The sequence below is a fragment of the Mesorhizobium sp. M0074 genome (assembly GCF_040322975.1).
GTDB lineage: Bacteria > Pseudomonadota > Alphaproteobacteria > Rhizobiales > Rhizobiaceae > Mesorhizobium.
In genome coordinates this window covers 108,077-128,223 of the sequence record NZ_JAMYUM010000013.1, presented here as the reverse complement: position 1 = coordinate 128,223, position 20,147 = coordinate 108,077, and the positions used below count along the sequence as shown (strand labels likewise).

Here is a 20,147-nt window from a genome sequence, read left to right as displayed (position 1 = left end):
GTTGCGGCTCTTCCCTTCCACGCTACATGACCGGGCATAATGGATGCCAAACACCTCACACTCGGCGTCGTGATCGGCGTGGCTATCGGCGTCGTGTTGGACAACATTGTTGCGGGCATCGGTATAGGTATTGCTCTGGGCATTGCCTTCGGCCTTGCCCGGAAGTCGTCCGGCCGGAAGTGACCAGCAGAGCATGTCCTGCCCGGTTTTGCCGCCCAGAGGTGCGGCGGTTGCCGCACCGCCGATGCCGAACGGCTACGCCGCCAGCGCCGTTTCCGCCAGCTTCACCCAATAGCTCATGCCGTGCGGGATGACCTCGTCGTTGAAGTCGTAGGCTGGGTTGTGCAGGCCGGCGGTATCGCCATTGCCGATGAAGATGAAGGCGCCCGGCCGCGCTTCAAGCATGTAGGAGAAATCCTCGCCGCCCATCACCGGCTGGATCGCGCGGTGCACATGGCTGTCGCCGGCGACGTCGGCCGCGATGTCGCTGGCAAAGACCGTCTCTTCCGGATGGTTGAAGGTGACGGGGTAATTGGCATTGTAATCAACCTCGATTGTCGCGCCGAAGGCAGCGCCCAGGCCTTGGCAAAGCGCGCGGATGCGCTCTTCGGCCTTCTTGGCGACCTCCTTCTTCAGCGTGCGTACGGTGCCGGCGATCTCGGCCGTCTCGGGAATGACGTTATAGGCGTCGCCGGCGTGGAATTTCGTCACCGAGACGACCACCGCCTCGACCGGATCGGTGCTGCGCGAGGCGATCGTCTGCAATGCGCCGACAAGCTGGCTGGTGATGACGATCGGGTCGATGGTGCCGTGCGGCATCGCCGCGTGGCCGCCCCGGCCCTTGACGGTGATGGTGAATTCGGCGGTCGCCGCCATGATTGGACCCGGCCTGATGGCGAACTGACCGACCGGCAGGCCCGGCATGTTGTGCATGCCGAACACCTTGGAGATACCGAAGCGCTCCATCATACCGTCCTTGACCATCTCGTTGCCGCCGCCGCCGCCCTCTTCGGCCGGCTGGAAGATGACCGCGACGGAGCCGGCGAAATTGCGCGTTTCGGCGAGGTATTTGGCGGCACCCAACAGCATCGCGGTGTGGCCGTCATGACCGCAGGCGTGCATCTTGCCGGGGACGGTCGAAGCATAGGATTTGCCGGTGATCTCGTTGAGCGGCAGGGCATCCATGTCGGCGCGCAGGCCGATGGTCGAGCCTTCGCCGTGGCGGCCGCGGATGATGCCGACGACGCCGGTCTTGCCCAAACCCGTCACGATATCGTCGCAGCCGAAAGCCTTCAGCTTCTCGGTGACGAAAGCGGCGGTCTTGAAGACGTCGAAATTCAGCTCCGGCGTCTGGTGCAAATGGCGGCGCCAGCCGGCCACCTCGTCCTGCATTTCGGCGGCTCGGTTCAGGATCGGCATGATGGTTCCATTTCGCTGTTGGAGCAGGCGGTCTTGGCCTGCTGCTTTGCAATTGTGCCTGCTGCCTTGCAACCATGCACGCTGCTTTGCATTGTGCTGCTGCTTCCACATTGTGATCGGCAGCACTTTGCCATGTTGACGTCACATAGAGTAAATAGCACCGCGACTGTGGTCCGGGAACAGAGGGCCGGACCATTATCCTGGCGATCGTGTAACGAAATCTTACGGAGCCAGGTGGGACTGCGGCAAGAGGCTATTTCGGTTTTCATGATGCGCTACAGGCATTTCCTCAAACTGTTGGTGGCGGGCACGGTGGTGCTTGCGGCGCTGGCCGGGCCTGCCTTGGCCAATCCGACAATCCTGTTCGACCTGAACAGCGGCAAGATCCTGCAGCACCAGGAGGCGTTCAGGCGCTGGTACCCGGCTTCGCTGACCAAGCTGATGACCGCCTATGTGGCGTTTCGGGCGATTGCCGCGGGCGAGGTCCAGCTCGATTCGCCGATCAAGGTAACGAAACATTCTGCCGGCGAGCCGCCGAGCAAAATGGGCTTCAACCCGGGCTCGGTGATGCGGTTGGACAATGCGCTGAAGATGATGCTGGTCAAATCGGCCAACGATATCGCCATGGCGGTCGGCGAGAATATCGGCGGTTCGCAAGCGGCTTTCGCCGAACGCATGAACGCCGAAGCGCAGAGGCTCGGCATGAGCGGGTCCCATTTCGTCAATCCGAACGGGCTCTATTCGCCGGACCAGTATACGACAGCGCGCGATCTCGCTTTGCTGGTGATGGCGATTCGCAAGGAATTTCCGCAATATGCCCCCTGGTTCTCGATCGAAGGCCTTGCCGTCGGCAAGAAGGCGATCTCCAACTACAACCTGCTGATCGGCCGCTATCCGGGTGCCGACGGCATGAAGACGGGTTTCGTCTGCTCGTCCGGCTTCAACATGATCGGCTCGGCGACCCGCAACGGCCGCACCCTGGTCGCCGTAGTGCTCGGCGAGCAATCGGCCATTACCCGCGCCGAGGCGGCGGCAAAATTGCTCGACCAGGGCTTTGCAACGCCGGCGCCGAGCTGGCTGACGGTAGCGGCGCTGCCCGCCTATGGCGACACCATGTCGGCCAACGACATGAATGACGAAATCTGCAAGAAGAAGCCGGTCGAGGAGCAGTCGGAAACCGCACCCGCCGTCGGCGACAAGGGCAAGGACGTGCCGAAATCGCCCTATCAGGAAAAGCTCGACCATGTACCGACGCTGATCGCCGTCGGCCTCGGCGGCGCCACGGGACCGAAGCCGAAGGCGATGCTCGACGCCTCCGGGCAGGAATATGCCGACGTGCCGCTGCCGACATGGCGGCCGGACCGGGCGCCGCCGGCCGGCGCCGAGCCAGTTGTGGCCGGATCCGCCACCGCCGCGCAGGTCCAGCAGCCGGCCAAGGCGCTGAACTAGCCGCATGGCCGGTTTCCCGATCCCCGTTTCGGTGCTCACCGGCTTTCTCGGTGCCGGCAAGACGACGCTGCTCAATCGGCTGCTCCGGGATCCGGCGCTCGCCGACACCGCCGTCATCATCAACGAGTTCGGCGAGGTGGCGATCGACCATCTCCTGGTCGAGCAGGCCTCCGACGGCATCATCCAGCTCTCCGACGGCTGTCTCTGCTGCACGGTGCGCGGCGAGCTGGTCGACACGCTGGCTGACCTCGTCGACCGCCTGCAGACCGGCCGCATCGACCGGCTTGCCCGCGTCATCGTCGAAACCACCGGGCTCGCCGATCCCGCCCCCGTACTGCAGTCGATCATGGCACACCCGGCCCTGGTCCAGGCCTTCCGGCTCGACGGCGTCATCACCCTGGTCGATGCCGTCAACGGCAATGCGACGCTCGATGCGCATGTCGAGGCGGTGAAGCAGGTGGCCGTCGCCGATCGCATCGTGCTCAGCAAGGCCGACCTGACCACGGATGCAGGCGATGTCGAGGCGTTGCGGGCGCGGCTCAGGCAGCTCAACCCGGGCGCCGTGGTGCTCGACGCCGGCGAGGCAAGCACCGCGACCCTGTTCGATAGCGGCCTCTACAATCCGGCCACCAAATCCGTCGATGTGCAGCGTTGGCTCGGCGAAGAAGCCGGCCACGACCATGACCACGGCGGGCATGACCACGGCGGGCATGATCACGACGGGCATGACCATGCCGACCATGATCACCATGACCACAGGCACGATTCCCGCGTGCGTTCGTATTCGCTGGTTCATGACGGGCCGGTGCCGTTTTCGGCAATCGAGATGTTCCTCGATCTGTTGCGCTCGGCGCATGGCGAGCGCCTTTTGCGGATGAAAGGCGTCATCGAGCTTGCAGAAGACCCGTCGCGGCCGCTGGTTATCCATGGCGTGCAGAAGATCCTGCATCCGCCGGTGCAACTGCCGGCCTGGCCGGACAGCCAGCGCGGCACCAGACTGGTGCTGATCACGCTCGACATGCCCGGAGACTATGTCCGGCGGCTGTTCGCCGCCTTCACCAACCGGCCGTCGATCGACACGCCGGATCGCGCAGCACTGGAAAGCAACCCGCTGGCTATTGCCGGATCGTGATCTCCCCCCTTGAGGGGGAGATGTCGCCGAAGGCGACAGAGGGGGTCGCCTCGGCTGGCGCGACGCCCTGTGGGACGAGAGAAAAGGTTGGCGCTTCACGCGCGGCAACCCCCTCTGGCCTGCCGGCCATCTCCCCCTCAAGGGGGAGATTATCCCGCTCAGCCGCTTTCGCCAGAACGAGCTAAGTCGAGACTCAGCCGATCCCGCACTCGACCAGGAAGCGGTGGCCGCCCGATATCGCCGTCGTCTCGATCAGCCGATGGCCGGTCTCGGTGCAGAAGGCGGGAATGTCGATGACGGCGAGCGGATCGGTGGTTTCGAGCCACAGCCGGCTGCCCGGCTGCATTGCGGCCAGGCGCTTTTTTGCCTTGAGCACGGGCAACGGGCAGTTCAGGCCTTTGAGGTCGTAGACGGCGGCGGGGCTGGTTGAGGGCCTGTGTTCTTGGCCCCCATCTTCTTGCTCAAGCATGAAGTTCAGCCGCCAAACATGCCGAGCAGCTTTTTCTTCAACCTTGTCGCCGTGCTTTCGGCGTCCGCAGCCTGCGTTTCGACTGCCGGGGCGGCGTCCGATGGCGCTACGGTGGCGGTGGCGACAGGCATCTCTGCGGCGGTCTTGGCAGCTTCCTTTTCGGCGAGCGCCTGGGCTTTGGCAGCTTCCTTCTCGGCCAAGGCCCGTGCCTTGGCTGCCTCTTTCGCGGCCTTGGCCGCTTCTATGGCGGCAAGCCTTTGTTCCTCGGCCTTCTGCTTGGCGGCCTTTTCGGCATCGAGCGCCGCCATCTTGCGGCCCGCCGGCGAATCGATGCGGCCCATGCGCGCCGTTTCGGCCACGGTGCCGTCCGGGTTGAGCGAGGGCGGCTCGATCGGAACGCGTTCGCCGCGGGCACGCCGCTTCGACCAGTCGGAAACGATGCTGGCTTCCTTGATCCCGGCGATGGTTGGCTTGGGTGCCGGCACGCTGGCCTTGACGGCGCCGTTGAAGGCCGCCTCATAGGTGCTTTGATAGGCGTTGATGGCGCTCTTCAGCGAATCGGGCTGGGTGGTCACAGGGCAAGCGCCGGTCGGATTAAAGGTCGAGCCGTCGGCCGCTACCTGGTTGAAGACGTAGCGCTTCTCGCAGACGTCGACTTTCGGCGGCACCTTGGTGACCTCGAAATTGTCGTAGCCGACCTTCAGCATCTTCCAGAATTCGTAGTTCGGGTCGTTGCGATAGCGCGCCATGTTGGCTGCGGTCATGCGGAACGGAAAAGCCTGGATCTGGAACTCGGTCTGGCCGCCCTGGAAGGCGTCGCGGCCGAAGGCGTAGATCTGCTCGATCTGCGCGTCGGTCATCGAATAGCAGCCGGACGACGAGCAGGCGCCATGGACCATCAGGTTGGAACCGGTGCGGCCATTGGCGCGGTCATAGGCGTTCGGGTAGCCGATGTTGAAGGACAGGTGGTAATTCGACCGCGGATTCATCTGTGCCGGGCGGACCGTGTAAATGCCTTCCGGCGCCTGGCGGTCGCCTTCGGTGAATTTCGGCCCGAGCTTGCCCGACCATTTGCAGATGTCGTAGCTGGCGACCAAGTCGTAGCGGCCGTTGGTCTTGGCCTTCCAAATTTCGAGCTTGCCTTCTTCCTTGAAGATGCGGGCCATCACCGAGGAGGTGCGGACCATGCCCTTGGCTTTCATCTCGGCCAGGATCTTGTCCGGCAGCGGCTTGTTGGCTTGCGGCGCAAAATCCTTCATCGAAGCGTCATTGCAGCCGGCGACGCCGATCGCAGCGATCAGAACTCCGGTGCGGGCAAGCTTGGCAAACATGGATATGGCTATCGTCTTCATCTCTGCGCCGCGGATGCCGCGGCTGCTAAACTGACCACTGACGGACCCTAAGCCCGTTAACCTTGAAAATTCCTTACTGCAATCATGCTGGCGCGTCCCCTTACGGCAAGCCCACTGAGCCGAATGCGGCGGCATTTTTGTGGCGAAACTGCTTCACGCCGCCACATTTCGGGCCGCGTGCCTGCCGGATGTTATAGATTGCGGCCCATCGCCAGGTATTTCTCGCGGCGATGCTCGCGGAAGTCGGTGTTGGCGCCGGAGAATTCCTTCATCGTCCTGGCGATGAGGTCGCCGGTGGCGGCAATCACCGTTTCGGGGGCGCGATGGGCACCGCCGAGCGGCTCGGCGACGATGGCGTCGATGATCTTCAGCTCCAACAGATCCTGCGCCGTGATCTTCATGTTGGTCGCAGCGTCCTTGGACCGCGTGGTGTCGCGCCACAGGATCGAGGCGGCGCCTTCCGGCGAGATCACCGAATAGATGGCGTGTTCGAGCATGTAGACGCGGTTGGCGGTGGCGATCGCTATGGCGCCGCCCGAGCCGCCTTCGCCGATCACCACCGAGATCGACGGCACCTTCAGGCCAAGGCAGGCCGAGGTCGAGCGGGCGATGGCTTCCGCCTGGCCGCGCTCTTCGGCGTTGACGCCCGGATAGGCGCCGGCCGTGTCGACCAGCGTCAGCAGCGGGACTTGGAAGCGGTCGGCGAGTTCCATCAACCGCACCGCCTTGCGGTAGCCCTCCGGCCGCACCGAGCCGAAATTATGCTTCAGCCGGCTTGTCGTATCGGAACCCTTCTCCTGGCCGATGATTGCCACCGGCTCGCCACGGAAGCGGGCGAAGCCGCCGACGATCGCCTGGTCCTCGCCGAAATTGCGGTCGCCGGCGAGCGGCGTGAAATCGGTAAGCAGGCCCTTGATGTAGTCGATGCAATGCGGCCTGTCCGGATGGCGCGCCACCTGCACCTTCTGCCATGGCGTCAGCGCCTTGTAGGCGTCGCGCAGCGCATCGCGCGAGCGCTTCTCGAGACGGGCGATCTCATCGCCGACATCGACCGCCTCGCCGTTCTCGGCAAGCTTCTTCAGCTCAAGGATCTTGCCTTCGAGATCCTGCACAGGCTTTTCGAAATCGAGGTAATTGTACATTCTTGGGCGGACCGGCAAGTCGGAAGGCAATGACTGACGCAAGCCTGAAAATGCAGGCTGGGCGCGGTGGAACGTCGTTCTCACATAGCGGCATGACGCCTAGTCGGCAAGCGGATGATGATCGTTGACCAGAAGCACCAGCCGCTCCTCCAGCACATGCGTGTAGATCTGCGTCGTTGAAATATCGGCATGGCCAAGCAACTGCTGCACGGCCCTGAGATCAGCGCCGTTCTGCAGCAGATGGCTGGCGAAAGCATGGCGCAGCACATGCGGCGATATCTTCGCCGTGGCAATGCCGGCCCGAGCGGCAAGCCCTTTCAGCTCGCGGGCAAAGACCTGTCTCGAGAGATAGCCGCTGTCGGAGGCAGCCGGAAACAGGAACGGGCTGTCGGCAAGAGCCGGCACCGCCGCCCCCCGTGCGGCAAGCCATGTCCGCATCGCGGTGCGCGCCTTGGCCGACAGCGGCACCATGCGTTCCTTGTTGCCCTTGCCGCGGACCATGAAGAAGCGGTCGTCGCGCTGCGCCACCGTCACGGGGAGGCCGACCAGCTCCGAAACGCGCAAGCCGGTGGCGTAGAGCACCTCGACCAGCGCGTGCAGGCGCAGCGCCGCCAGGCTGTCGCCGTCATGCAGGGAGGGGTCCATTGCCTCCTGCGCGGCACGGTCGAGCAGCCGGCCGGTGTCGGCCTCGCTCATCGTCTTAGGCAGCGGCCGGCCCTTCTTCGGACTGTCCAGCGTGCCGGTCGGATCGTCACCGCGCAGGCCTTCGGCGTAGAGGAACTTGAAGAACTGCCGGATCGCCGACAATTTGCGCGCCTGCGAGGTGGCGGCAAAGCCGCGCGCGGCGATGTCGTCGAGATAGGCGCGGATGTCGGCGCTGGTGGCAGCGGCAAGCCCACCGCCGATCCCGGCGGAAGCGTCTTCGAGGTCGCGGCGATAGGAGGAAAGCGTGTTTTCGGCGGCGCCGCGCTCGGCGCTCATCATCTCCAGGAAAGCTTCGATGCGGGCGGCGCTGTTCATTTTTTGGGATTGAGCTTTTCCGGAGGGATACGCACGCTCATTTCCGCCTTCCTCGGCTCGACGAACATGACCAGGGCGAACATCGCGCCATAGACAATGCCGGCCAGAATCGCGAGCGTCACGACAAAGCGAAACAGTGTTGGCATTAATTTTCGCCCGTCGTCTTATTCTGCATTTCCAACCCTGTGCCCTTATGAGACGCCAATCCGGCCAATTCAAGGGTGAAGCCCATAGTCCCGGTTGCGCCGCGCTTGACGCAAACAGGCTTTTGATGTCGATACGCCGGCAAAGAGGCCCTAGAAGCATGAACGCGCTACCAGCAAATTCTCCGGGCGAGAGCCATGCCGCGCTGCTCGGCCGGCTGGGCGGCCGTTCCATCGTCTTTGTCGGGCTGATGGGCGCCGGCAAGACGGCGATCGGCCGCAAGGTGGCGGCGATGCTGGCACTGCCCTTCATCGACAGTGACCAGGAGATCGAAACTGTTTCGCGCATGAGCGTCCCGGACCTGTTCGAGCGCTATGGCGAGGCGGAGTTCCGAGCACTGGAGCAGCGCGTCATCCTGCGTGTGCTGGAGCACGGGCCGCAGGTGCTGTCGACCGGCGGCGGCGCCTTCATGAACGCGCAGACGCGCGAGGCGATCGCCAGCCATGGCGTGTCGGTTTGGCTGAAAGCCGAGATCGACCTGTTGATGGAGCGCGTTTCCAAGAAACAGAACCGGCCGCTGCTGAAAAGCGCCGATCCACGCGCCGTGCTGGAACGGCTGATGGCGGAACGCTACCCGGTTTATGCCGCGGCCGATGTCATCGTGCCGACCCGCGACGACCGCAAGGAGATCATTGCCGCCGAAGTGGTGGACGCGCTGCGCGGCCATCTCGGCGTTGCCGACATTGACGAGGTGCGGTCGTGAGCGCTGATGCAACGGTCTCTGTCGAAGTCGGGCTTGGCGAGCGTGCCTACGATATTTTGATCGGTCCCGGCCTGCTGTCACGCGCCGGCGCCGAGATTTCGCGCCGTCTGCCGGGCACGCGGGCGGCGGTCGTCACCGACGAAAACGTCGCGGCCGCGCATCTCGCGACGCTTGCGGCCGGCCTGGCAAGCGGTGGCATCCAACATGCCGTCATCACGTTGCCGCCAGGCGAAAAGACCAAGAGCTTTGCGCATCTCGAAGAGGTGGTCGACGGCGTGCTGGCCGCCAAGCTGGAGCGCGGCGACGTCGTCATCGCGCTCGGCGGCGGCGTCGTCGGCGACCTCGCCGGCTTTGCCGCCGGCATCGCGCGGCGCGGCATGAACTTCGTGCAGGTTCCGACCTCGCTGCTGGCGCAGGTCGATTCCTCCGTCGGCGGCAAGACCGGCATCAACAGCAAGCGCGGCAAGAACCTGGTCGGGGTATTCCACCAGCCTAGGCTGGTGCTGGCCGACACCGAAGTGCTCGACACGCTGCCGATCCGCGAGTTTCGCGCCGGCTATGCCGAACTGGCCAAATACGGGCTGATCGACCGGCCCGAGTTTTTCGCCTGGCTGGAAGAAAACTGGCGTCAAGTGTTCGCCGGCGGGCCGGAGCGGGCTGCGGCCATCGCCGAGGCCTGTCGTGCCAAGGCCGACGTCGTTGCCCGCGACGAGTTCGAGACCGGCGACCGCGCGTTGCTCAATCTCGGCCACACCTTCGGTCATGCGCTGGAGGCGGCGACCGGCTATGACGGCGCAAGGCTCGTGCATGGCGAGGGCGTCGCCATCGGCATGGCGCTGGCGCACCGCTTTTCGTCAAGGCTCAATCTGGCGAGCCCCGACGACGCGGCGCGTGTCGAGGCGCATCTTCGCGCCGTCGGTCTGCCCTGGCGCATGGCCGACATTCCAGGCGAACTGCCCGACGCCGAGACGCTGTTCTCCTTCATCACCCAGGACAAGAAGGTGTCGCGCGGCGCGCTGACCTTCATCCTGACGCGCGGCATCGGCCAGGCCTTTATCGCCCGGGATGTGCCGGCCTCGGAAGTGCTGGCGTTCCTCCGGGAGAACCATCCGGGTCGGCAGGAAAGCCGCCCGGGATGAGCCAGGCCGGCTGGATCGCGGCTGCCGTGCTCGCCGGCCTCGGCCTGCTGGGCTTCGTCTTGCGCCGGCGCCTGCTCGCCGCCTTCGGCTACGAGCTGCAACGCATCGAGCCGCAGCGCTCGGCGCGCGAGGAACTGCGCGGCGCCGTCGACGATTTCCGCCGCGACGGCCAGGTGGTGCGCGAGGACCGCGCCCGCATCGGCGGCCTGTTCGACCTCGAGGAGCTCGAAGTGTCGGACGTCATGGTCCACCGCACGAATATGCGCTCCGTCAACGCTGACGACCCGCCCGAAGCGGTGGTTCGCGAGATCCTGCAGAGCCCGCACACCCGCATGCCGTTATGGAAGGGTTCGCTCGACAACATTGTCGGCGTGCTGCACGCGAAGGATCTGCTGCGCGCGCTGAACGAGGTCGGCAACGATTTTTCCAGGATCGACGTGATGAAGATCGCGTCGAAACCGTGGTTCGTGCCCGACACCACGACGCTTCAGGAGCAGCTCAATGCCTTCCTGCGCCGCAAGGCGCATTTCGCCATCGTCGTCGACGAATATGGCGAGGTCGAAGGGCTGGTGACGCTGGAAGACATCATCGAGGAGATCGTCGGCGAGATCGCCGACGAGCACGACATCGACATCCAGGGCGTCAAGCAGGAGGCCGACGGCTCCGTCGTCGTCGACGGCACGGTGCCGATCCGCGACCTTAACCGGGCGCTCGACTGGAACCTGCCGGACGAGGAAGCCACCACCATCGCCGGCCTTGTCATCCACGAGGCGCAGTCGATCCCGGACGAAAAGCAGGCCTTTACGTTTCACGGCAAGCGCTTCGTCGTCATGAAGCGCGACAAGAACCGTATCGCGCGGCTGAGGATCAAGCCGGCGATGCTTGGAGAATGACAGTGCGCACCTTGTGGCAGCCGTGGGCAGTCAGGAGTTGATGACGATCGATCGGCGAAGCCTGCTTCTGGCGTCGATGGCGGCGCTGCTGCCGGGACAGGCGGCGGCATTGCGGCCGCGTTCGCCGTCGCCCGAAACCTTCGACTATGGGCCGGCCAAGCTCGATATCTATTCCCGCGATGGCGCAAGCGGCCTGCCGGTCGTCTTCTTCGTCCATGGCGGCGCCTGGCGGGTCGGCAACCGCAACAATGTCAATTCCAAGCCTGGTTTCCTGCTCGACAATGGCTTCGGCTTCGTCTCGATCGACTACCGGATGCTGCCTGAAGCCGACGTCGCCACCCAGGCGGCAGATGTCGAACTGGCCTATCGTTACGTCCGCGCCAACATCGCCAGGCATGGCGGCGATCCGGACCGGATCGTCGCCATGGGCCATTCGGCCGGCTGCCATCTCGTCGCATTGACCGGGCTGCGCGGCGGCCTGCCCGGCGTCGCGGCGCTGGTTCTCGACGACACCAGGGCCTACGACCTGGAGGCACTGGCCAGGAGCGGCGGCATGGCAGGGGTCTATGCCCGCGCCTTTCCCGATCGGGCGCAGTGGCGCGCGCTGTCGCCTGTCACCTATGTGGAAGGCCGCAAGCACCCGCCGACCTTCATCGCCCATTCGCGCGCGAAAGCCCGCGCGGCGGACGCGCAGGCCTTCGCCGGGCGTCTGCGCGCCACCGGAACCAGGGTCACACTGTTCGACGGCAGCGCCTATTCGCACATGTCGATCAATCGCGACTTCGGCACCGAAGGCGATGCATTGACCGCAGCGGTGATGGCCTTCCTGAGGGCGAGCCTCGGCTGAAATTTACCAGCGGGTCTTTTCACCGGGCGCCACCGGCTCGATCGCCAGGGCGTGGACGCCGGATTTCAACTCCTCGGCCAGCAGATCGTTGACTGCGCGGTGACGCTCGACGCGGCTCATGCCGGCAAAGGCTGGCGCGACGATGCGGACGCGGAAATGCGTCTCGCCAGTGCCGTCGAAGGTGGCGTGATGGCCGGAATCCACATGATGATGCCCGGCATGGAGATGGCTTTCGTTGATGACGTCCAGCCGTTCCGGCGAAAACGCCTTTTTCAGCTTATCTTCCATCGTTGCCTGTATGGACATCGCCGCTTCCCTTCACCACATCTATGTCATCGCACAAAATTCGCAATTCGCCGGTTTTATGCCGCGATTCAGCGGCTAGGGCGATCATCGCGAAAATGTCAATTCTTGTTTCGCATCAGCGAACAGCCCATAAATGGGTGAGATGAAGCCGTACCCAAAATATTTCGAGAAGATTCGCATCCGCCCGGAGAAGGACGCGGAGCTGAAGTCGCGTTCGCCGATCTGCCAGTGGGATGGCTGCAAGGAGGCCGGTACCCACCGTGCCCCGGTCGGACGGATGAAGGAAGGCGAGTATTTCCAGTTCTGCTTCGATCACGTGCGCGAGTACAACAAAGGCTTCAATTATTTCTCGGGCGTTCCCGATACCGAGATCGCCCGCTTCCAGAAGGAAGCCATGACCGGCCACCGGCCGACCTGGAAAATGGGCGTCAACGGTGCCTCGACACGCTCCTCGCCCGACTTCGCCCAGGCGCGTTCCGGTCGCGCCGGCTACTACAATCGCATGCGCGATCCGTTCGACCTGTTCAAAGGCCCGAAAGACCCGCGCGAAGCACGCGAGCGCAAGGCCAAGCCGCTTGAGGCCAAGGCACTGGAAACGCTTGGCCTTGATACAAAGGCAACTGGCAAGGATATCAAGGCGCGCTATAAGGAACTTGTGAAACGCCACCACCCGGATGCGAATGGCGGCGACAGAGGTTCGGAAGACCGGTTCCGCGATGTGCTCCAGGCGTATCGCGTGCTCAAGCAGGCAGGTTTGTGCTGAGCGACCATACGGTTCGTGTCGCTTTCCAACTTTCATAAGGTTGGAAAAGGCTCTAAGACCGCCCCCGAACAAAATCGATTGCCGGCGAAACGCGGCGTTTCGCTTGTGGAGACGTTGATAGAGATGAACAAGGTCGATCGCGACATCGCCAACCTGCCCGACACCACGGTGTCGGTGAAGGAGACATTCGGCTTCGACTCCAAGATGGTGGTGCCGGCCTATGCGGTGACGAGCGAGCACGTTCCCGACATCGATCCGGACTACCTGTTCGACAAGAACACGACCATGGCGATCCTCGCCGGCTTTGCCTACAACCGTCGGGTCATGGTGTCGGGCTATCACGGCACCGGCAAGTCGACGCATATCGAGCAGGTCGCCGCCCGCCTCAACTGGCCCTGCGTGCGTGTCAATCTCGACAGCCATGTCAGCCGCATCGACCTCGTCGGCAAGGACGCCATCGTGGTCAAGGACGGGCTGCAGATCACCGAATTCCGCGACGGCATCCTGCCCTGGGCCTATCAGCACAATGTCGCGCTGTGCTTCGACGAGTACGATGCCGGCCGCCCGGACGTGATGTTCGTCATCCAGCGCGTGCTGGAATCGTCGGGCCGGCTGACGCTGCTCGACCAGAGCCGGGTGATCCGCCCGCACCCGGCCTTCCGGCTGTTTTCGACCGCCAACACGGTTGGGCTGGGCGACACCACCGGCCTCTACCACGGCACCCAGCAGATCAACCAGGCGCAGATGGACCGCTGGTCGATCGTTACCACGCTGAACTATTTGCCGCACGACAATGAAGTGAACATCGTGCTGGCCAAGGCCAAGCATTATCGCGACGGCAAGGGCAAGGAGATCGTCAACAAGATGGTCCGTGTCGCCGACATGACGCGCTCGGCCTTCATCAACGGCGATTTGTCGACCGTTATGAGCCCGCGCACGGTCATCACCTGGGCCGAGAATGCCGAAATCTTCGGCAATATCGGCATGGCGTTCCGGCTGACCTTCCTCAACAAATGCGACGAGCTGGAACGCTCGCTGGTGGCCGAGTTCTATCAGCGCGCCTTCGGCGAAGATCTGCCGGAGAGCGCGGCGAACGTTGTGCTGGGCTAAGCAGAGTCTCGATGGCGGGTCCGGGCGACAACACGCGAAACAAATCCAAGACCGGCGCTGAGAACGACAGCTTCAAGCGCGCCGTCACCGTTTGCATGCGCGCGATTGCCGGTGACAAGGATCTCGAGGTCGGCTTCGCCAAGGACCGGCCGGCGCTGGCCGGCAGCCGCGCCCGACTGCCCGAACTGCCGAAGAAGGCATCGAAGGCGGACATCGCCATCACCCGCGGGCTCGGCGATTCCATGGCGCTGAAGCGCGCCTGCCACGATGCGCGCATCCACACCAGGCTGGCGCCGGAAGGCAAGCAGGCCCGCGCCATCTACGACGCGGTCGAGCAGGCCCGGGTGGAGGCGATCGGCAGCCGCGCCATGCAGGGCGTCGCCGACAATATCGGCTCGATGCTGGAGGACAAATACGCCAGGGCCAACCTCATCGACGTCAAGGACAAGGCCGACGCGCCGATCGAGGAGGCGCTGGCGCTGATGGTGCGCGAAAAGCTGACCGGCCGCACTGTGCCGAAGAGCGGCGAACGGCTGGTCGATCTCTGGCGCCCTTGGGTCGAGGAAAAGGCCAGTGCCGATCTCGACGGGCTGTCGGCAAAGCTCGACGACCAGCAGGCGTTCGCCCGCGTGGTGCGCGAGATGCTCGCCTCCATGGAAATGGCCGAGGAGCTCGGCGATGACCAGGAGACGGAAGACTCGGAGGACAACGACGAAAACCAGCCGCAAGGCGAGGAGCAGAGCGAGGAGGGCGGCGAAGACGATTCGGGCTCCGAGCAGTCGCAGTCCGAGGATACAGAGGCATCGTCGGACGACGAGCAATCGGCCGAGACAGAGGCCTCCGACGCCACCGCCGAGGATCTCTCCGACGATGACGACGCCGATGCGGAGACGCCCGGCGAGGCGCGCCGCAACGACAATCCCTTCACCAATCTGCCGAAAGAGATCGACTACAGGGTCTTCACCACGGCCTTCGACGAGACCGTAGGTGCGGAGGAACTGTGCGAGGAGGAGGAGCTCGACCGGCTGCGCGCCTTCCTCGACAAGCAGCTCGCCAACCTTTCCGGCGTCGTCGGGCGGCTGGCCAACCGGCTGCAGCGCCGCCTGATGGCGCAGCAGAACCGCTCCTGGGATTTCGACCTCGAAGAAGGCTATCTCGATCCGGCACGGCTGGTGCGCGTCGTCATCGACCCGATGCAGCCTTTGTCCTTCAAGCAGGAGCGCGATACCAAATTCCGCGACACGGTGGTGTCGCTGGTGCTCGACAATTCGGGTTCGATGCGCGGCCGGCCGATCACAGTCGCCGCCACCTGCGCCGACATCCTGGCGCGCACGCTGGAACGCTGCGGCGTCTCGGTCGAAATCCTCGGCTTCACCACCCGCGCCTGGAAGGGCGGGCAGGCGCGCGAGAAATGGCTGAAGGAAGGCAAGCCGCCGAACCCCGGCCGGCTCAACGATCTGCGCCACATCATCTACAAATCCGCCGACCATCCGTGGCGGCGGGCGCGCCGCAACCTCGGCCTGATGATGCGCGAGGGCCTGCTCAAGGAAAACATCGATGGCGAGGCGCTGCTGTGGGCGCACAACCGGCTGATCGCGCGGCCGGAGCAGCGCAAGATCCTAATGATGATCTCGGACGGCGCGCCGGTCGACGATTCGACGCTGTCGGTCAATCCGGGCAATTATCTCGAGCGGCATCTGCGCGCCATCATCGAGCTCATCGAGACGCGCTCGCCGGTCGAGCTTTTGGCCATCGGCATCGGCCACGACGTCACCCGCTACTATCGCCGCGCCGTCACCATCGTCGATGCCGAAGAACTGGCCGGCGCCATGACCGAGCAGCTGGCCTCGCTGTTCGCCGAGGAAACCGTGCGCGACACGCGGCGCGGCGGCATGCGGCGCGCCGGATGATTTTTTCCCGCGGCGGCTTTTGGCAGAAGCTTTTGGCCGCCATCGCGTTGTTCGGCATCACTTTGGCCCCGGCTGTCGCTGCCGGGCCGGCCTCGGTCGAGCCGGCCGAAATCTCGGCCCGGCCCATAACCCAGTTTCGCATCGGCAATGACGAAAAACAGTTCGGGCCGCTCGAATTCGTCGGCGGGCTCGAAATGACCTCGTCGACGCGCGATTTCGGCGCGCTGTCGGCGCTTCGGTTCCTCAAGCCAGGCAGCGATTTCATCGGCGTCGCCGACACCGGCTTCTGGTTCTTCGGCACCCTCGTCCACGATGCCGACAAGCGGCCTTCCGGCATCCAGAATTTTCGCATGCAGCAGATGGTCGATGCGGCCGGCCAGCCGATCGACGAGAAATGGGCGGTCGATGCCGAAGGCCTCGCGGTCAAGGACGGCATTGCCACGGTCGGTTTCGAGCGCGATCACCGTATCGCCGAGTTCAAGATCGATCCGGACGACATGAAGGCGCCGTTCAGGCAATTGGACTTCCTGATCCCGGCCTGGGAACTCCGCCGCAATCGCGGCTTCGAGACCGTCACCCGCGCCCATCCTTACGGGCAGCACGCGGGCGGGCTGGTCGTGGTGTCGGAAAAGAGCCTCGACAAGACCGGCAACATCTTTGCCGCGATCATCGAAGGGCCGCGCAAGGGCGTCTTCACCATCAAGCGCAATGGCGATTTCGACATCACCGACGGCGCCTTCCTGCCGGACGGCGACCTGTTGCTTCTGGAGCGCAGTTTTTCGATGGCCGGCGGCGTCAAGATGCGGCTGCGGCGCATATATGGCGAAAGCGTCGAGAAGGGCGCCGTCGCCGACGGGCCGGTGCTGCTCGAAGCCGACATGGGCTACCAGATCGACAACATGGAAGCGCTCGACGTCTGGACCCGCGACGATGGCGCGCTGATCGTGTCGCTGATGTCCGACGACAACCACTCGATCCTGCAGCGCAATCTTTACCTGGAATTTGTGCTGCACGAGGATTGACGCGCGACCGGCCTGCTGGCTGACAGCATCGCTGGCGTTTCCGCGCCGTTTTGCAACGCAGGCAATTTCCCTTAATTTCCCCTGGCAATGACCCGCGTCGCGGGTTTTCCAGCCGGCTCTCACCATCAGCAAAAATACTTTAGCCGTGACTTGACAATTTGTGTCATCGGCGAAATACTCAAGTCCATGCTTAAGTATTCCGAGATCGACAGCATCCTGCGGGCTCTTGCCGAGCCGACGCGCCGGGCAATCCTGGAAAGGCTGAGCCGCGGGCCGGCCACCGTCAGCCAGTTGGCGGAGCCGTTCGGCATGACCTTCGCCGCCGTGCTCCAGCACCTCCAGGTGCTTGAAGCGTGCGGGCTGATCCGCAGCGAAAAGATCGGGCGCGTGCGCACCTGCCGGATCGAGCCCGGCGGGCTAGCCCCGCTTGCCGACTGGATCGCCGCGCGCCGTACGCCGGCCGAACGCCAGCTCGACCGTCTCGGCCAGATCCTGGCGGAGACTGACCAATCGAAAGCAACAATCCACGAGCAGGAAAAGGACGAAAAGAAATGAACCAGATTGCCCCTGTTAACGACGAGCACTCCGTCATCCATTCGACCTTCACGATCGAGCGGACCTATCCGCAATCGCCCGAGCGCGTCTTCTTCGCCTTTGCCGACAAGGCGACGGTGCGGCGCTGGCGCGTCGAAGGCGACGGCTTCACCATCGCCGAATTCACCTTCGATTTCCGTGTCGGCGGCGGCGAGGTTTCGCGGTTCAGCTACCAGGGCGGCCCGGAGATCAGGCTCGATGCGCAGTTCCAGGACATCGTCCCTGACCGGCGCATCGTATTTTCATACCGGATGGCGGTCGGGGCGCAGCCGCTGTCGGCGTCGCTCACCACGGTCGAGCTTGCACCTTCCGGCGAGGGCACCCGCCTGACCTATACCGAACAGGGTGCGTTCTTCGATGGCGTCGATTCAGCGCAAGGGCGCGAGGAGGGCACACGCGGGCTGCTGCAGGCGCTTGCCGCCGAGCTTCAGAAGGCGAAGTAGAGGTTCGCCGGCGTACCGGGCGGCGTCCAACAAGGCCCGCCCGGATTGCGAGGTGGCCTATTGCCCCTTGCTCGCGAGCCAGACGATGTGACGGGCGCCGCGCTTGCCGTGAGCCCGCACCTTGACCTCCTCGACCGTGAAGCCGGCCTGCTTGAGCCTTCGGGTGAAACCTGCGTCAGGGCCCTGCGACCAGACCGCCAGCACACCGCCGGGCTTGAGAGCTGCTCTCGCGCTGATCAGGCCGGCTGCGCTGTAGAGCGCATCGTTGGCCTTGTAGACGATGCCCTCGGGGCCGTTGTCGACATCGAGCAGGATCGCGTCCCAGGCCGAAGCTTGCGATCGGATGAGCTGACCGACATCGGCCTCACGAATGCTGACGCGCCGGTCATCAAGGCAGCCGCCGAACAGCTCGGCCATCGGGCCGCGCGCCCAAATCACGATGGCCGGCACCAGTTCGGCAACGGCGACCTGCGCATCGTCGCCGAGCTCGGCCAGCGCCGCGCGCAGCGTAAAGCCCATGCCGAGGCCGCCGATCAGGATGTTTGGGGTCCGGCGGCCGGCAATCCTTTGACAGGACAGTTTCGCCAGCGCTTCTTCGGAACCGCTGAGCCGGCTGTTCATCAGCTCGTTCGCGCCAAGCATGATCGAGAATTCGCCGCCGCGCCGTTTCAGGCGGAGTTCCTGTCCGCCGTCAGGCGTTTTTGCCGAGTCCAGTTGAAGCCAGGGGATCATGCTCGATAGTCTTTGAGCATGATCTTGTCCGAAAACCGGTTCCCACTTTTCGGGATCATGCTCTATGCCGCCAGTGCCGGCTGGCTCCAGCGGGCGGCAAGCAGCCGGTAGGGGATCAGCGCCACCACCGCTATGATCAGCTTGACGCTGAGATCGCCGAGCGCCCAGGAGACCCAGCGCATCGTCTCGACCGGCAGCACGCCCATCAGCGGTGCGGTTTCCAGCGCAAAGCCGTCGTTGGGCCCGGCGAAGGCGAACGCCGCCGCGAAGGCGACGGTGAAAAACACCACCGTATCGAAGACGGAGCCGACCAGGGTGCCGACGATCGGCGCGCGCCACCAGCTCTGCCGGCGCAGCCGGTTGAACACGGTGACGTCGAGCAACTGCGCGGTGAGAAAGGCCGCACCCGACGCCGCGGCAATACGCACCAGCCGGTCGGCGGCGGTCTCGAATTCGATCAGGCCGTGGCGAAACAGCAGCGGTGGGATGACGATCGAGCAGACCACCGCTGTCATGAAGCCGACAAAGACGATCCTGCGCGCCACCGCCGGCCCATAACGGCGATTGGCGAGATCGGTGACCAGGAAGGAGAACGGATAGGTGAAGGCGCCCCAGGTCAGGATGTCGGCCAGCGACAACCCGCCGATTGCACCCTGCATCGGGAACTGCACGAGGATGTTCGAGGCCACGACGACGAGCGCCATGGCCGCCACGAAGGGCAGGTACCGCGAGAGGAAAATCATTTTTTTATCCTGGGTAATGGAACCAGCGGAACGCGATCCGGAACCCGGTCGCGCCCTGGAAGGCGGCCGCCGCCGAAAAACTCAGGCGGCCGGCTGTTCGGCGAGCTTCTTGGCGATCTGCTTCTTCAACAGGCGGGCGCGCTGCGACAATTCCTTGGCATCGGCCTTGGCCAGGAAGGCATCGAGGCCGCCGCGATGCTCGACCGAACGCAGCGCGTTGGCCGAAATGCGCAGGCGCACATTCTGGTTCAGCGCTTCCGAGATCAGCGTCACATTGACGAGATTGGGCAGGAAGCGACGCTTGGTTTTGTTGTTGGCGTGGCTCACATTGTTGCCGGACATGACTGCCTTGGCAGTGAGTTCGCAGGTGCGGGACATGGTTCTAACCTTCGGTTCTCGGTCCTGGCCAAACATTCGACCCGCGCCGGGTGGCGCGCGGTTTCGGTCAGGCGGCCTTATGGAAAAAGTTGGCGTTCCATAGTTGCATTTCGCCGAGGCGTCAAGCTTGGGGTTGGTTAGTTCCAAGGGAATCAATCAAAAGATGACCGATGCCGGCGCTGCCCCTCATCCGCCTGCCGGCACCTTCTCCCCGTATAGTGACGGGGAGAAGGGGCTGGGCCGCAGGCTCGGCGCTTTCTGCAACTCCGCAAATTGGCGAAACCCTTTGCAAGGCGACCTTCTCCCCGTCCCTATACGGGGAGAAGTGCCCGGCAGGGCGATGAGGGGCTGCGCAAACCTGTCGCGATTTTCCAGGT

At 64.2% G+C, this 20,147-nt stretch carries 23 protein-coding genes; 13 read left to right on the top strand and 10 right to left on the bottom strand.

Features of this window, described 5'->3' with window-relative positions:
* Positions 1-39 precede the first annotated feature (39 nt).
* Positions 40-183 carry a glycine zipper domain-containing protein gene (locus tag NKJ73_RS19035; protein ID WP_198023575.1) on the top strand — a complete coding sequence of 48 codons (144 nt, stop codon included), beginning with the start codon at positions 40-42 and terminating at the stop codon, positions 181-183.
* Positions 184-255: 72 nt separating this feature from the next.
* Here the strand turns inward: NKJ73_RS19035 and NKJ73_RS19030 are convergent, their stop codons facing one another.
* Positions 256-1,419 (bottom strand): M20 aminoacylase family protein, encoded by a 1,164-nt coding sequence (locus NKJ73_RS19030; RefSeq protein ID WP_352451192.1) that lies wholly within the window; start codon positions 1,417-1,419, stop codon positions 256-258.
* Between the two features lie 270 nt (positions 1,420-1,689).
* Here NKJ73_RS19030 and NKJ73_RS19025 point away from each other — a divergent pair, with 270 nt between their 5' ends.
* A complete protein-coding gene (locus NKJ73_RS19025) occupies positions 1,690-2,868 on the top strand; it encodes a D-alanyl-D-alanine carboxypeptidase family protein (protein ID WP_352457638.1) in 1,179 nt (392 codons plus the stop codon).
* Between the two features lie 4 nt (positions 2,869-2,872).
* Positions 2,873-4,000, top strand: a complete 1,128-nt coding sequence (locus NKJ73_RS19020; RefSeq protein ID WP_023677879.1) for a CobW family GTP-binding protein — start codon at positions 2,873-2,875, stop codon at positions 3,998-4,000.
* Between the two features lie 193 nt (positions 4,001-4,193).
* On the opposite strand, the gene NKJ73_RS19015 is transcribed toward NKJ73_RS19020, so the two are convergent.
* From NKJ73_RS19015 to NKJ73_RS18995, 5 genes are all read right to left on the bottom strand, one after another.
* Positions 4,194-4,469, bottom strand: a complete 276-nt coding sequence (locus NKJ73_RS19015) for a sulfurtransferase TusA family protein (protein WP_352570593.1) — start codon at positions 4,467-4,469, stop codon at positions 4,194-4,196.
* Positions 4,470-4,474: 5 nt separating this feature from the next.
* The gene (locus NKJ73_RS19010; protein ID WP_352570638.1) at positions 4,475-5,800 is read right to left on the bottom strand and encodes a L,D-transpeptidase family protein; all 1,326 of its coding nucleotides are present in this window, start codon (positions 5,798-5,800) and stop codon (positions 4,475-4,477) included.
* A 212-nt stretch (positions 5,801-6,012) separates the two neighbouring features.
* Entirely contained in the window at positions 6,013-6,963 is a 951-nt protein-coding gene (locus NKJ73_RS19005; RefSeq protein WP_352457620.1) for an acetyl-CoA carboxylase carboxyltransferase subunit alpha, read from the bottom strand.
* Between the two features lie 99 nt (positions 6,964-7,062).
* Positions 7,063-7,983, bottom strand: coding sequence for a site-specific tyrosine recombinase XerD (locus NKJ73_RS19000; protein ID WP_352570592.1), 921 nt, complete (start codon positions 7,981-7,983; stop codon positions 7,063-7,065).
* Positions 7,980-8,129: a hypothetical protein gene (locus NKJ73_RS18995; protein ID WP_023677884.1), complete on the bottom strand. Its 150-nt coding sequence runs from the start codon at positions 8,127-8,129 to the stop codon at positions 7,980-7,982. The genes NKJ73_RS19000 and NKJ73_RS18995 overlap by 4 nt, the downstream gene beginning before the upstream one ends.
* A gap of 158 nt (positions 8,130-8,287) precedes the next feature.
* Here NKJ73_RS18995 and NKJ73_RS18990 point away from each other — a divergent pair, with 158 nt between their 5' ends.
* The 4 genes from NKJ73_RS18990 to NKJ73_RS18975 are packed head-to-tail and all read left to right on the top strand — an operon-like array spanning position 8,288 to position 11,769.
* Positions 8,288-8,890, top strand: a complete 603-nt coding sequence (locus NKJ73_RS18990) for a shikimate kinase (protein WP_352570591.1) — start codon at positions 8,288-8,290, stop codon at positions 8,888-8,890.
* Positions 8,887-10,029 carry a 3-dehydroquinate synthase gene (aroB, locus tag NKJ73_RS18985; protein ID WP_352570590.1) on the top strand — a complete coding sequence of 381 codons (1,143 nt, stop codon included), beginning with the start codon at positions 8,887-8,889 and terminating at the stop codon, positions 10,027-10,029. Before NKJ73_RS18990 ends, aroB begins: the two co-directional genes overlap by 4 nt.
* A complete protein-coding gene (locus NKJ73_RS18980; RefSeq protein WP_023677887.1) occupies positions 10,026-10,922 on the top strand; it encodes an HlyC/CorC family transporter in 897 nt (298 codons plus the stop codon). Before aroB ends, NKJ73_RS18980 begins: the two co-directional genes overlap by 4 nt.
* A 40-nt stretch (positions 10,923-10,962) precedes the next feature.
* Entirely contained in the window at positions 10,963-11,769 is an 807-nt protein-coding gene (locus NKJ73_RS18975; protein WP_352570589.1) for an alpha/beta hydrolase, read from the top strand.
* Positions 11,770-11,772: 3 nt separating this feature from the next.
* On the opposite strand, the gene NKJ73_RS18970 is transcribed toward NKJ73_RS18975, so the two are convergent.
* Complete coding sequence (locus NKJ73_RS18970) at positions 11,773-12,075, bottom strand: BolA family protein (protein WP_352570588.1); 303 nt, start codon at positions 12,073-12,075, stop codon at positions 11,773-11,775.
* A 133-nt stretch (positions 12,076-12,208) separates the two neighbouring features.
* Here NKJ73_RS18970 and NKJ73_RS18965 point away from each other — a divergent pair, with 133 nt between their 5' ends.
* From NKJ73_RS18965 to NKJ73_RS18940, 6 genes are all read left to right on the top strand, one after another.
* Entirely contained in the window at positions 12,209-12,838 is a 630-nt protein-coding gene (locus NKJ73_RS18965; RefSeq protein ID WP_036238769.1) for a J domain-containing protein, read from the top strand.
* A gap of 123 nt (positions 12,839-12,961) precedes the next feature.
* On the top strand, positions 12,962-13,948 hold the full coding sequence (gene cobS, locus NKJ73_RS18960; RefSeq protein ID WP_352451201.1) for a cobaltochelatase subunit CobS: 987 nt from the start codon (positions 12,962-12,964) through the stop codon (positions 13,946-13,948).
* Positions 13,949-13,959: 11 nt separating this feature from the next.
* Entirely contained in the window at positions 13,960-15,858 is a 1,899-nt protein-coding gene (cobT, locus tag NKJ73_RS18955; protein ID WP_023677891.1) for a cobaltochelatase subunit CobT, read from the top strand.
* On the top strand, positions 15,855-16,880 hold the full coding sequence (locus tag NKJ73_RS18950) for an esterase-like activity of phytase family protein (protein ID WP_352570587.1): 1,026 nt from the start codon (positions 15,855-15,857) through the stop codon (positions 16,878-16,880). Before cobT ends, NKJ73_RS18950 begins: the two co-directional genes overlap by 4 nt.
* Positions 16,881-17,066: 186 nt before the next feature.
* Positions 17,067-17,435 (top strand): ArsR/SmtB family transcription factor, encoded by a 369-nt coding sequence (locus tag NKJ73_RS18945; RefSeq protein WP_352570585.1) that lies wholly within the window; start codon positions 17,067-17,069, stop codon positions 17,433-17,435.
* A complete protein-coding gene (locus NKJ73_RS18940) occupies positions 17,432-17,917 on the top strand; it encodes an SRPBCC family protein (protein WP_352570584.1) in 486 nt (161 codons plus the stop codon). Before NKJ73_RS18945 ends, NKJ73_RS18940 begins: the two co-directional genes overlap by 4 nt.
* 57 nt (positions 17,918-17,974) lie before the next feature.
* Here NKJ73_RS18940 and NKJ73_RS18935 read toward each other — a convergent pair whose 3' ends face one another.
* The 3 genes from NKJ73_RS18935 to rpmB form a co-directional block, all read right to left on the bottom strand.
* Positions 17,975-18,649 (bottom strand): polyamine aminopropyltransferase, encoded by a 675-nt coding sequence (locus NKJ73_RS18935; protein ID WP_023677895.1) that lies wholly within the window; start codon positions 18,647-18,649, stop codon positions 17,975-17,977.
* A gap of 62 nt (positions 18,650-18,711) precedes the next feature.
* Positions 18,712-19,392 carry a queuosine precursor transporter gene (locus NKJ73_RS18930; protein WP_352570583.1) on the bottom strand — a complete coding sequence of 227 codons (681 nt, stop codon included), beginning with the start codon at positions 19,390-19,392 and terminating at the stop codon, positions 18,712-18,714.
* Positions 19,393-19,473: 81 nt separating this feature from the next.
* The gene (gene rpmB / locus NKJ73_RS18925) at positions 19,474-19,770 is read right to left on the bottom strand and encodes a 50S ribosomal protein L28 (protein WP_006328411.1); all 297 of its coding nucleotides are present in this window, start codon (positions 19,768-19,770) and stop codon (positions 19,474-19,476) included.
* Positions 19,771-20,147 lie beyond the last annotated feature (377 nt).